Origin of the sequence: Embleya sp. NPDC059213 (assembly GCF_042754445.1) — a bacterium.
GTDB lineage: Bacteria > Actinomycetota > Actinomycetes > Streptomycetales > Streptomycetaceae > Embleya.
Genome location: NZ_JBHZAV010000040.1, coordinates 53,623 through 65,741, shown reverse-complemented (window position 1 = coordinate 65,741; position 12,119 = coordinate 53,623). Strand labels below are relative to the sequence as shown.

10 protein-coding genes are annotated in these 12,119 nt (G+C 70.5%); 4 read left to right on the top strand and 6 right to left on the bottom strand.

The annotated features are described in order from the left end of the window. Positions 1-50 precede the first annotated feature (50 nt). Positions 51-725 carry a sigma factor-like helix-turn-helix DNA-binding protein gene (locus tag ACFXMF_RS17505; RefSeq protein WP_380020679.1) on the top strand — a complete coding sequence of 225 codons (675 nt, stop codon included), beginning with the start codon at positions 51-53 and terminating at the stop codon, positions 723-725. A gap of 34 nt (positions 726-759) precedes the next feature. After that, positions 760-3,519: an ATP-binding protein gene (locus ACFXMF_RS17500; protein ID WP_379991582.1), complete on the top strand. Its 2,760-nt coding sequence runs from the start codon at positions 760-762 to the stop codon at positions 3,517-3,519. 84 nt (positions 3,520-3,603) lie between these two features. Here ACFXMF_RS17500 and ACFXMF_RS17495 read toward each other — a convergent pair whose 3' ends face one another. From ACFXMF_RS17495 to ACFXMF_RS17485, 3 genes are all read right to left on the bottom strand, one after another. After that, positions 3,604-4,326, bottom strand: a complete 723-nt coding sequence (locus tag ACFXMF_RS17495) for an alpha/beta hydrolase (RefSeq protein WP_360309979.1) — start codon at positions 4,324-4,326, stop codon at positions 3,604-3,606. A gap of 306 nt (positions 4,327-4,632) precedes the next feature. Further along, positions 4,633-5,382: a helix-turn-helix domain-containing protein gene (locus ACFXMF_RS17490; RefSeq protein WP_379991583.1), complete on the bottom strand. Its 750-nt coding sequence runs from the start codon at positions 5,380-5,382 to the stop codon at positions 4,633-4,635. A 159-nt stretch (positions 5,383-5,541) separates the two neighbouring features. Then, positions 5,542-6,042 carry a GNAT family N-acetyltransferase gene (locus ACFXMF_RS17485; RefSeq protein WP_360309975.1) on the bottom strand — a complete coding sequence of 167 codons (501 nt, stop codon included), beginning with the start codon at positions 6,040-6,042 and terminating at the stop codon, positions 5,542-5,544. 132 nt (positions 6,043-6,174) lie between these two features. On the opposite strand from ACFXMF_RS17485, the gene ACFXMF_RS17480 reads away from it, so the two are divergent. After that, positions 6,175-6,897, top strand: a complete 723-nt coding sequence (locus tag ACFXMF_RS17480; RefSeq protein ID WP_360309973.1) for a winged helix-turn-helix domain-containing protein — start codon at positions 6,175-6,177, stop codon at positions 6,895-6,897. Positions 6,898-7,112: 215 nt separating this feature from the next. Here the strand turns inward: ACFXMF_RS17480 and ACFXMF_RS17475 are convergent, their stop codons facing one another. Together ACFXMF_RS17475 and ACFXMF_RS17470 are read right to left on the bottom strand one after the other, a co-directional pair. Continuing rightward, positions 7,113-7,556, bottom strand: coding sequence for a hypothetical protein (locus ACFXMF_RS17475; RefSeq protein WP_379992820.1), 444 nt, complete (start codon positions 7,554-7,556; stop codon positions 7,113-7,115). A 260-nt stretch (positions 7,557-7,816) separates the two neighbouring features. Beyond that, entirely contained in the window at positions 7,817-8,173 is a 357-nt protein-coding gene (locus ACFXMF_RS17470) for a hypothetical protein (protein ID WP_379992821.1), read from the bottom strand. A 534-nt stretch (positions 8,174-8,707) separates the two neighbouring features. Between ACFXMF_RS17470 and ACFXMF_RS17465 the strand changes: the two genes are divergently transcribed. Next, complete coding sequence (locus tag ACFXMF_RS17465) at positions 8,708-9,565, top strand: S1 family peptidase (RefSeq protein WP_379992822.1); 858 nt, start codon at positions 8,708-8,710, stop codon at positions 9,563-9,565. 274 nt (positions 9,566-9,839) lie between these two features. Here the strand turns inward: ACFXMF_RS17465 and ACFXMF_RS17460 are convergent, their stop codons facing one another. After that, positions 9,840-11,975, bottom strand: coding sequence for a PQQ-dependent sugar dehydrogenase (locus tag ACFXMF_RS17460; RefSeq protein ID WP_360309967.1), 2,136 nt, complete (start codon positions 11,973-11,975; stop codon positions 9,840-9,842). Positions 11,976-12,119: the final 144 nt, after the last annotated feature.

The following is a 12,119-nucleotide window of genomic DNA, read 5'->3' as shown; positions in this document are numbered from 1 at the left end:
GCATCCCCCTTCGTACGGTCCTGGGTCCGACGGCCTCCCCCGCTTTTCCGGTGCGCGCGCGGCGCGCTGTCGGCAGGTACCCGTATCCCGGAAAGGAGCGTTCCGGACCTGGAGCCGTGTCTCACGGCAGTCGAGCGGGGGACCGTGCGGCGTTCCTCGCCACCGTCACCGCCCATGCGGCGCTCAACGCGGCGACCTCGGCGTGGGCCCGACACGAGGTCAGCGTCGAGTTCCGAAGTCCGACGCACGCGCCGTGGTCCGTGGATCCGGCGCCGGGCGCGGAACGCCGGGAGGCGCTCGCAAGTGCCTTGCGGTTGCTGATGGAACGGCTGCCCCCGGTCGAACGTGCGGTGTACATACTTCGGGAGGCTTTCGCGTACCCGTTCCGCGAAATAGCCGACCTCCTCGGCCTCAGCGAAGGAAACGCCCGGCAACTTGCGTTCCGCGCGCGCGGGCATCTTGCCCGACGACGGCATCGCCCGGTCGATCCCGCAGAGCTGGACGGGCTGTTGGAGGCCTTCCTCGACGCGGCTCGCACCGGCAACATGGCGCGCCTCATCGGTTTGTTTCAGGGGCTCCGCACCCCGACGAGCCATGGAACCCCCTCGGGGCCCGTGCCATCGCGGGGAGCAGCCCCGCGCTCCCGGACACCCTTCCCGCCGGATGTCCGAGCCGCCCGCACCGCTGCCCGGACGCTGGTGCATCATGGGGAAGACCCGGACTGAAGCGGGTCCGACCCTCTGACCTGCGGTGGTTCCCATGTCGAACGGCACTCCTCTGCGTTGGCTGCGTGGCCGGCGCAGCGAATGCCGGGCTCTGGACCAGGTGGTCGCCGACGCCAGGGCAGGTGACAGCCGTGTGCTGGTGCTGCGCGGTGAGGCGGGGGTCGGCAAGTCCGCGTTGGTGGAGCACATGGTGGGGAACGCGGCCGGATGCCGTGTCCTGCGTGTGGTCGGGGTCGAGTCCGAGATGGAGCTGGCGTTCGCCGGACTACACCAGCTGTGCATGCCGATAATGGGGCGGATCGACCGTCTTCCCGATCCGCAGCGGGATGCCTTGGCCGTGGCCTTCGGCCTCCGGGCGGGCAGTGCCCCGGACCGTTTCATGGTCGGGCTGGCGGTCCTCGGTCTGTTGGCCGACGTGGCGGAGGAACAGCCGGTCGTCTGTGTCGTGGACGACACCCAGTGGCTGGACCAAGCCTCCGCACAGACGCTGGCGTTCGTCGCACGCAGGCTCCTCGCGGAGCGGGTCGCCCTGGTGTTCTCGGCGCGCACGACGGTGCCTGCCGCAGGCGGCGATCCGCTGACGGGGCTGCGAGAGCTGACGATCGGCGGGTTGCGCGACGACGACGCGCGTGCGCTCCTGGACTCGGTGATCCCCGGACGGCTGGACGAACGCATCCGGGACCGCGTCGTCGCGGAGACCCGCGGCAACCCGCTGGCTCTGCTGGAACTGACCCGGGGGTTGACTCCGGCGGAGCTGGCCGGCTTCGGGCGTCCGGACGCGCGACCGTTGGCGAGCCGGATCGAGGAGAGTTTCCTTCGCCAGATCGGGTGCCTGTCCGACTCGGCACAGCGCCTGCTGCTGGCGGCCGCCGCAGAGCCGGTCGGGGACGTGTCGTTGTTGCGAAGGGTGGCCGAGCGGCTCGACATCGCGGCGGAGGTCGCGAAGGCGGTGGAGGCGTCGGGACTGATCGAGATCGGTCCGCGAGTGCGGTTCCGTCATCCGCTGGTGCGCTCCGCCGCCTACCACGGGGCCGATCCCGCGGTGCGCCGCGACGTGCACCGTGCGTTGGCCGAAGCGACCGATTCCGATTTCGACTCCGACCGCCGGGCCTGGCACCGGGCACACGCGGCGGTTGCGCCCGACGAGGCTCTGGCCGAGGAACTGGAGCGCTCCGCGGACCAGGCCAAGGCCCGCGGCGGCGTCGCGGCGGCGGCCGCCTTCCTCAGGCGCGCGACCGAACTGACGCCCGACCCGATCCGGTACGGGATCAGGGCTGCGACCGCCGCGCGAGCCACCTTCGACGCCGGCGCCCCCGACGCGGCACTCGAACTCGTCGCGGCCGCGGAAACGAGCCCCGTGAGTGAGCTCGAACGCGCACGACTGGCCCGGCTGCGCGCTCAGATCGTCTTCGCCCGCCGGCGCGGTGGTGAGGCTCTTCCGCTGATGCTCGACGCAGCCGGGCGACTGGAACACGGGGACAGCGCCCAGGCGCGCGAGGCCTATCTCGAAGCGATCGGAGCGGCGGTCTTCGGCGGTCGCCTCAACGGACCCGTCGGAGCGCGGGAGGTTGCCGAAGCTGCCCGCAGGGCACCGCGCGCACCGCAGCCCGGCAGGCCGGCGGACGCCCTCCTCGACGGCCTGGCGACATGGTTCACCGAAGGGTGCGCGCAAGGCGCGACGCTGTTGAAGCCCGCGCTGGGAGCGTTCCGAAAGGCCGCCGCACGCAATGAGGACGACGTCATGCGCTGGCTCTGGCTGGCGTGGCCGGTCGCCGGCGACATGTGGGACGACGAGACGTGGCATGTTCTGAGCACACACGCGGTACAGGCGGCCCGGGAAACCGGCGCGCTCAATTTCCTTCCCCTGGCACTCGCCTACCGCGCCGCCGTGCACGTGCACGCCGGAGAGTTCGACCTCGCCTCCACCTTGATCAACGAGTCCGACAACATCACCGAGGCAACCGGCAACTCGCCGCTGGCGTACGCCTCGCTTCTCCTCATGGCCTGGCGCGGTGAGGACGTCCAGGCGGCGGACGTGATCCTGAGCACCGCTCAGGACGCGACCGCCTGGGGTGAGGGGCGCGCGATCGGGCTGGGACATTACCTGCTGGCAGTGCTGTACAACGGCCTCGGCCGGTACCGGGACGCCCGAGGGAGTGCCGAACGGGCCGGTGAGCACGAGGATTTGGCGGTCGCCGGATTCACCCTCGTCGAACAGGTCGAAGCGGGCGTGCGCAGCGACGCCCCCGAGTCGGCCGCGTCGGCCCTGCGCCGACTCGAGGAACGGGTCGGCGCGCAGAGCACGGACTGGGGCCTGGGAGTGCTGGCCCGGTCACAAGCGCTGCTCAGCGAGGGCAAGGCCGCCGACCTTCTCTACCGCGAAGCCGTGGAGCGCCTGGAGCACAGCCGAATCGCCGTCCACCTCGCGCGCACCCACCTGGTGTATGGCGAGTGGCTGCGCCGCGAGAACCGGCGTGCCGACGCGCGCGAGCACCTGCGCACCGCCTACGAGATGCTGAACGGCTTCGGTGCGCGCGCCTTCGCCGAGCGCGCCCGCCGAGAACTTGCCGCCACCGGCGAGTCGGTCCGGCAGCGCACCGTCGACGTACAGGGGTCACTCACCACACAGGAAGTCCAGATCGCCCGGCTCGCCGCGGAGGGCAGGACGAACTCCGAGATAGGCGCCGAATTGTTCATCAGCCCGCGTACGGCCGAGTGGCACCTGCACAAGGTGTTCATCAAGCTCGGCATCACCTCGCGGAACAAGCTCCGCGATGCGCTGGCCGGCACCTGACGCCGACGAACGGGCACCCCTGCCCGGGCCGGCGTCGATGGTGCCGGGCGGAGATCTCCCACCCGGCACCTCCCGATCCGACGCTCAGCCTTGCTTTCCCTCGACGGCGTCGAGAATCGTGGCGGCCACCGCATCGGGCCGGCTTGCCGCGATCGCGTGCGAGGCGTCGGTGACCTCGCGGGTTCCGCGCGAGGAGGCGCGTTCGGCCATGAACCGCAGCGTCTCCACCGGGATGTTGAGGTCCGTCCCGCCGAAGACGAACCATGAGGGGATGGTCCGCCACGCCGGTTCGCCGGTCAGTCCGTCGGTCAGCGCCCGCTCGGTGACCGGGCGCTGGGTCGCCGCCATCAGGGCGGCCTCGTCGGCGTACAGGTCGGCGCAGAACTGGTGGTGGAACCGGTCCTCGGCGATCCGGAACTCGATGCCGCCGGAGGCCACCGGATACCCGGCCAACGCGTCGGCCAGGGTGCTGCCCGGGAACCTGCCGGACAACTGCAAGGCGGACTCGTCCGTCTCCGGGGCGAACGCGGCCACGTAGACCAGGGATTGAACCGCCGGCAGGCCGGCCGCGGCCTGGGTGACCACCAGACCGGCGTAGGAATGGCCGACCAGGACGACCGGGCGAGCGAGGCCGTCGACGACATCGCGTACGTACGCCGCGTCGTCCGCGAGTCCGCGCAGCGGATTCGCCACCGCGACCGCGTGCACCCCGCGGCCCTCCAGCAACCGGATGACACGGTTCCAACTCGCCGACTCGGCGAAGGCTCCGTGGACAAGGACGACGACCGGCCGGTCGGTGATGCTCACGAGTGGTCCTTTCCGGTGTTCAGGGCGTTCTTTGCCAGATAGGACCGCGCAGCCCGTGCCGGTGTGACAGATCCCGCGAAATCTCCCGTGCACGAATTTCGAACACCCGAGTCGGAAATCGTTCCTTTCCGCGCGGTCTTCTGCGTGTGGTGGGCGTGGACGAACTTCACCCCGACCTTCGGGATCGGCACGACGGTCTCCCCTGCCGGACGCATGGCCAGGGGTGGTCTCACCGGTCCCGAAGGCATCGACAGACCGCTGATTGGCGGCGGAAGGGTGCGGTGGCCCCCTGACTCGAAGTAGTGATCACACATTCATGCCGCTGCCGAGCCACCTCGCGCGGATGCCGATCGGCTGCGGCCCACCGATCATGAGCCGGTCCCACTCGGTGACCGCCATGCCGTTGGTGAGGTGGGCCAGGGCGTGTTGGATGCGCAGGAGCGTGCGCCACCGGTGGAAGCTCATGCCCGGTTCGGTGTGGAAGAGGCGGCTGAGGGTGCGCTCACTGGCTCCGGCGGCGCGCCCCAGTTCGGTCGGGGTTGCCGGCCGGGCGGGGTCGGAATGCAGGAGGTCGGTGACGGTGCGCAGCCGGTCGTCGTCGGGTTGGGGCAGGTGCACGGACTGCGCGGGGGTGTCGGAGAGCTCGTCGATGACCACGGCGAGCAGCCGTCGGTGGGCACCGGGGCGAGCCTCGGGCCGGTCGTCGGTCAGGGCCAGGACGGCCTCGCGCAGCAGTGGGCTGACGGCGAAAACGCTGGGATGTCCCGCGAGTTGGCCGCACAGTTCGAGCGGGATCGTCAGCAGGCGTGCGTCGCTGCGGCCGTAGAAGCGGTGTCCGTGGGCATAGCCGGGTGGCGTCCACGTCACACGGTTGGCCGGGGCCACCCAGGTTCCGCGCTCCGTCGTGGTGGCCGGTGTCCCGGCGGCAGCGTAGACGAGCTGGCCCTGGTCGTGGGTGTGGGGGCCGAGGCGGTAGCCGTGCGGCAGCCATCCGGCGCCACTGGCCGTGTCCCGCGGCTCTGCGGATCCTGGAGAAAGTTGGCGGTTTTCCGGCATCGGCTGTCAGTTTGCCGGTGGCCCGGAGGTTGGTGTGGGCCGGACAGTGGCTTTCATGAGCACCGACCACGAGGCTCCAGGCGATGGAGGCAGACAATAATGGCCCCCGCAACGCAGCGCCCACGCCGGCGGCGTGATGGTGCAACGAGCACGGCGACCCTACCGGGGCCGAACCGGTCGGCCGGTCGGTGCGGTGAGTTCCTTGGTCATGAAGACGCGGCCGGCGCCCGGCGGATCGCAGGGGACCTCTCCCAGGAGCTTCCACCCCTGTTTCCGGTAGAAGCCGGGGGCCTGGAAGGTGATGGTGTAGAGCACGGCCGTGCGGCAGCCGCGGGCGTGGGCCTCGTCCTCGGCCCGCCGCAGGATCTCGCTTCCCAGCCCGCTGCCTCGCAGCCGAGGCGGCAGGTGAAAGAGGTCGACGAAGAACAGCCCGAGCGAAGTGCGCCCGGTGAGCCCGCCGACCACCCGGTGCGTCTCGGGATCACGGACCAGGACGGCGAGCGCCTTGCGGTCGGCGATTCCCGTGTGCTCGATGTTGAAGCGGTCCAGCGCGTCGGAGATCACCGTGATGTCCGCCGGGGTGGGGGCGTCGGTGACCACGAGCTCCGTCCGGGGTTCGGGATGTGGTGACGCGGTGACGTTCGTGTCGGATGTGGTCACGGTTGCTCCGGTACGTGGGTGGAGGCGGCACGGCCTCGCGAGCGGATTCGGGGGCGGGGCCGGCAAGCCCCGCGCACGTGCCGACGCTAGGACGTGGACGCTTCGACGAACGTCGAAGGGACGTCGGCGACAATGACCGACGTGGACATTCGGCGCGCAGGTCGGGACGTAGGGGTGGACCTGGCCGGCGTGGCCAGGCTGCTGGCCGACGGGACCAGGGCCGCCTTCTGCCTGGCACTGCTCGACGGCCGGGCGTGGACGGCGAACGAGCTCGCGCGCTACGCCGGAGTCGCACCGTCCACCACGACGTCTCACCTGAACCTGCTCGTCGGTGGCGGACTCCTCGTCGAGGAGCGGCACGGACGCCACCGCTACGTACGGGTGGCCGACCGCAGGGTGGTCGAACTGATCGAGAGCCTTGCCGCGCTGGCCCCGCAGAGCAGCGCCCGACCGCGTTCGTTGTCGGCCTCCGGCCGACAGCAGGCGCTGGCCCGTGCGCGGCTGTGCTACGACCATCTGGCCGGAACCGTCGCGCTGGCGATCACCGACGCCATGGTCGAGCGCGGACTGCTGGAGTGGGGGACCGAGCCGGGCCTGACCGGCAAGGGCACCCTCTGGCTGACCGAGGTCGGTATCACCGTGCCCGGCGGCTCACGCCGACCGCCGGTGCGCGCATGCCTGGACTGGACCGAGCGCCGTCCCCACCTGGCCGGCGCAGTGGGTACCGCCCTGTGCGCCCACGCACTCGCCGCCGGATGGATGACGCGCGTCGGCACCACCCGCGCCCTCGTCGTGACGCCCGCCGGCCGTCGGGCATGGCACGACCACCTCGGCCTGCCGCCGGCGGACCTCTGATCCTGCGGCCGTCGTCGACAACGCAGACGCGGCCGGACCCCGGGCAGCGCGTCCGCCCGCAAACGCAACCCCGACAAGCGAGTCGGGGGGGGGGCCCCCCCCCCGGGCGGGGGGCCGCCCCCGACGAAGTGGCCCACTCCTTGCGGGAGTCGGTCCGCTGCGGCTGGGGCGCGCGGGTCGGCTCGGGCGGAGGAGCCGTGGATCGAGCCGACGGCTCAGGCGGGCTTCCAGCAATAGAGCATGCTGCCCCACGTGTACGCAAGGGCGCTGTCGACGGCGAACGGGTACTCCATCGTGAGCAGCGCCCCGGGGTTCTCGGGGCGGAGTTCGACGGTCTGATTGAACGTGCCGACGCGACGCCAGACACAGACGGTCCACCGGTACCAGCCGCTCTCCAGTTCCACGGCGTCCCGCCCGATGCTGCCGCCCGGCGTATCCAGGGTCCAGGCGTAGGTGCCCGCGTCCAGGTGGAGGCGGCGATCGGCGCACTTCGGCTGCGGAGACTGCGGCAGGAGCCCGTAGTCGTTCAGAAACTCGTGTTCGGTGGCGGACGCGGAAGCGGCGAACGGGCCCACTGCGGGCGTGAGGAGCAGGGAGAGGAGCAGCGAGAGGACCAGCGTGGGCAGGGTGAGGAGCCCGGACGATCTCCTGCGTGACATGCGTACCTCCGGTGAGTCGGCAATGGCGCGCCCATGACACCAGGTGCGATCGAATCCGGGCGAGATGCCGGCAGGGAAATGACCGCGAATCGTCGTCGGTCGGCCGAATGGCAACGCAACCGCCTTTCGGGCACGCCCTGTTCCCAGGACCTCGCCGGGGCACTCTCACGCCGATCTGTCGCAAACGACAGATCGGCGACAACTCGACGGGACGGGCGAGGGACAGAGATGGAACCGGCCGTTGACGAAGAACTCCGGCTTCAACGGCACAACGACCGTTGGGCGGTGGCCAGGGTTACCTCGATGTCGTCGCTCCAGGAGCAGACTTCCAGCCACGAGAGGTAGCCGCCCTGTGCGAAGACCAGGACCTCGCCGGGGCACTCTCCGTCATCCGTGAAGATCCGAGCCTCGGCCGCCACCACGGTGCCCGGGCCGGACGGCGCCGGCTCCACCGCTTCGGTATCGAGATCGAAGTACGCGGTGCCGCACCCACACGTGCAGCGTCCTCGCACGCGGATATGCGGAACCTGTCGGCGAAGTGCCACGTGGACAGGATCATCCTCGCCGAGAACGGCCTCCAGTACGAGGGCCACATCGGCGGGCAATGTCTCCGTCACCTCGTCACCGTACCTCCCGCCCGGAGACGGACGTATGATCGCGTGCGCGGAAGCGACCGGCGTTTCCGTCCGTGACCGGGGCCGCGTCGGGCATGTCGGAGTACGTCGCCTACATCACAACTACACGTGCCGGCTCGACAACCACCGCCCCCACGCCCCGGCGACCTTCCCCACATGTGATCCCCGTGCTTCGGGTCCGCTTCGATGCCGACCGGTCCCCCTTCCGCGACGGCGCGCATCGCGTCACGGTCGGGCCACCGGCCGCAGGCGCCGACGCGGACCGAAAGGCGGCGGAAACGCTGCTCCGGGACCGGTCCGGGGGCGGTGAGCCGATGTCCGGAGACGCCGTCGAGCGCGAGCATCGCGAGTATCGGCATGTCCGGAATCTGACCGAGGATGACATCGAGGCGACTGTTTCCGACGGCCCGGCGCGCCGAGGATGAACTGCACGGGCCCGAACGCGGGAGACGTTCGGCCCGGGTACGGCCGCCGCACCCTCGTGCGGCCGATCCTCCCTCCACGAAAGGTCACTACATGCGTGCATCCACCTCGCGTCCCACCGCCGACACCGGCCCCACCCCGCGCCGCCGGCGCGGCCTGGTCGCCAAGGCGATCGCGGCCACGGGCGCGGCACTCGTGCTCGGCACCACGGCGTTCGCCGGCAGCGCCGGGGCAATCGTCAACGGGCAGGACTCAAGCGAGAGTTACCCGTTCATGGCCTACCTTCCGATGAAGGCGGGGGGCGTGGACGCCGGGTGCGGGGCCACCCTGATCGATCGACAGTGGGTGCTCACCGCGGCGCACTGTGTCGACCCTGATCTGCCGATCCAACTGAACGGAACGGTGCGGATCGGCAGCGAGAACCGCGCGCAGGGTGGCACCGTTCGCGGCATCGACAAGATCGTGATGCACCCCGGCTACTCGCAGCCCGCCGACGAGGGCGGCTACAACGTGAACGACCTCGCGTTGATCCGCCTGGACCGGGCGGTCAAGGAGAAGCCGATCAAGCTCGCCAAGCAGGCCGGGCCGGTGGGCACGCCGACTCGGCTCCTGGGCTGGGGCACCATCGTCGACCCGGACCGGCTGGAGGACGCGATCTTCCCGAACCGGCTCCAGGAACTGGACACCCGCCTGGGCACCAGCGCCGAGTGCAACGGCCGCACCGACGCCACCCGCCTGTGCACGATCAGCCTGAAGCCCAAGGCCATGGCCTGCTTCGGCGACTCCGGCGGCCCGCAGATCCAAAAGAACCGCGGCGGCCGGTGGGAGCTGATCGGCACCACCTCGGGCGACGGCGACGGCAAGCCCGGCTGCGCGACGGGCCCGGGCCTGTACACGAACGACACCGCGTACAAGAGCTGGATCCACAAGACGATCCACAGCCGCAACTGAGCCGACTCGCCCTGACGCCCTCTACGGGCGATCCGCGCCGGGCGCGGGCGCGGTGCCATTTCCGGCCCGCACCGCGCCCGGCGCGGGAAGTCCCGCACGCCATCCACCGCCACCCACCACCTGCGCCATGCCGCGTTTCCACGGCACAGCGCAGGGATCTTCGACCGTCCACGACATCACGACGCGAGTCGGTGGCACTTGGCACCGGTGTCGTCCGCGCCCCACGCCGGCGGCGGTGAGGTGTCCCCGGCCGCGGAACGGCCCCGGCGCAGGTCTACTTGTCCGGAATACCGGCGTTGTCAGCGAAAGTGGCGCCGGTCGGTACGAACTCGCCCGGCCCCGGACGGCGTCCGTTCGAGTAGACGATGTCGATCAGCAGGATCCGGTCGTTGCCCGCCGTGCCGTCCTTGTCGGTGGACGTGGTGAGCCAGATGTCCCCGTCGCGGTCGACCTCCACGGTGCGCAGCCGGTCGTACGTCCCCTCGAAGTACGACTTCTGCTCGACCAGGTTGGAGGCGGAGTCGATGCGCAGCCGGTAGATCCGCTCACCCCGAGTGGTGGCCACGAACACGTGGTCGTTGATGATGGTCAGGCCGCTCGGCGAGGCGGACGACACCGGCCAGGTCTTCTTCGGCGCGATGTAGCCGGAGCAACTCCCCTCGGTGCCCTGACAGTTGGGCCAACCGTAGTTGCCGCCCTTCTGGATCAGGTTGACCTCGTCCATGATGTTGTCGCCGAACTCCGCCTGCCAGAGGCGTCCCTTGGAGTCGAAGTCCAGGCCCTGCGGGTTGCGGTGCCCGATGGACCAGACGGCGTTGCCGAACGGGTTGTCCGACGGGATCGAGCCGTCCGGGTTGATGCGCAGGATCTTGCCGTTGAGGGAGTTCTTGTCCTGCGCCCGGGAGTCGTTCTGGGCATCGCCCATGCCGGCGTACAGCTTGCCGTCGGGTCCGAAGCGAAGCCGCCCGCCGTTGTGGTACCGGCTCTTGGCCATGCCGGCGAGCAGCACCTTGTAGCCGCTGAGCGCGTTGTTCTCCAGCTTCATCCGGGCGATGCGGTTGCCGTCGGACGAGGTGTGCAGGAAGTACACGTAGTGGTCGGTGGCGAAGTTCGGGGAAACCTCCACGCCCATCAGGCCGCCCTCGCCGCCGGTGGTCTGGGAGTTGGGCACCTTGCCGAGCTTCGTCTTCTGGCCGGACTTGGTCAGCCGGTAGACGTCGAAGGTGTTCCGCTCGGTGTAGATCCCGGAGCCGTCCGGCAGGAACGCCACGCCCCAGGCGACGTCCACACCGTCGGCCAGGGTCTTCACGGTGCCCGGGTCGGGCGTGCCGCCCGCCTGGGAACCGGCGGTGGTGACGCTGATCTCCGGGCCGAACGCCGACCGGTTGCCCTTGGCGTCGAAGGCCCGCGCCTTGAACCTGTACGCCGTGTCGGCCTTCAGGCCCGCGACGGTCGTGGACGCGGTTTCCGAGGTGCCCGCGGCGGCGCCGTCACGGTAGATGTCATACCCCGTGACCTTCACGTTGTCGGTGGACGGCGTCCATGCCAGGTCGACGCTCGTCGCGGTCGTGGCGGTGGCGTGCAGACCCTGCGGGGCACTCGGCGCCTCGCTGTCGGGCGGTGCGGGCAGCGTGGCGATGGTGACCGCGTTGCTGGCGTCGGAGACGTTCGGGACGGCGTCGCGCGCGAAAACGGTCCAGTCGTAGTTGGTCTCGGGCGTCAGGCCGGTCACCGTGGTGGCCTGTGTGGAGCCGTCGACCTGCTTCATCAGTTGGCCGTGCTGGTAGACGTCGTACCCGGTGACCTTCACGTTGTCGGTGGACGCGTCCCACGCGAGGGACACGGATGTGGTGGTCGGCTCCTGGTCCTTGCGCAGGTTCTTCGGGGCCGTCGGCTTCTCGGTGTCGGCCGGGCCCTGCGGGGTGACGGTCAGGCTGTCGAGGTTGGGGCCGTCCGCACCCGAGGTGGTGGCGCGGATCTTGTTGGTGCCCGCAGCCAGTGCCGTCGTGACGGAGGCCGTCTTCCAGGTCGTCCAGGCGCCGGTGCCGGGGAAGGAGAGGTCGCCGGCGGTCTGGGTGCCGTTGACCGCGATGTGCAGCGGCCGGTCGACGGAGGTGCCGTTGGCGTATCGGAAGTCGAGCTTCGTGGCTCCCGGTTGCCCCGCCTCGACGGTGAACTCGACGTACGCGCCGGCGACCGCGTCGAAGTTCACGAAGCCGGTGCCGGTGTGGCCGGCGTGGTTGGACTCCACCTTGCCCTTGACGACTTGGGCGGCCTCGGCCTCGTACGTGGCGGCGCGAAGGAGGGGGGCCGAGTGCGCAGCGGGCAGGGCCAGGCAGAGCGATGCGGTGGTGGCCGCGGCTACCAGGGCGCCGAACGCCCTGGACGACCGGGATTTGATACATCTCACGGTGTCCTCCAGCGAAGAGGGGCTGAGCGCGGGGCGGCTCAGCGGCTCGTGGTGCTGCCCGGGCGGGTCCGCTGCAAGGGTCTTCGCGGCAAGCGATATCCGGCAACGGTCGTTCACGCGGGGGAAGTTGGCGCTGGACCTCGA

Coding starts and splice junctions, on each gene's coding strand:
- ACFXMF_RS17500 (WP_379991582.1), top strand. CDS start 760: ATGTCGAACGGCACTCCTCTGCGTTGGCTGCGTGGCCGGCGCAGCGAA.
- ACFXMF_RS17490 (WP_379991583.1), bottom strand. CDS start 5,382: ATGCCGGAAAACCGCCAACTTTCTCCAGGATCCGCAGAGCCGCGGGAC.
- ACFXMF_RS17480 (WP_360309973.1), top strand. CDS start 6,175: ATGACCGACGTGGACATTCGGCGCGCAGGTCGGGACGTAGGGGTGGAC.
- ACFXMF_RS17475 (WP_379992820.1), bottom strand. CDS start 7,556: ATGTCACGCAGGAGATCGTCCGGGCTCCTCACCCTGCCCACGCTGGTC.
- ACFXMF_RS17465 (WP_379992822.1), top strand. CDS start 8,708: ATGCGTGCATCCACCTCGCGTCCCACCGCCGACACCGGCCCCACCCCG.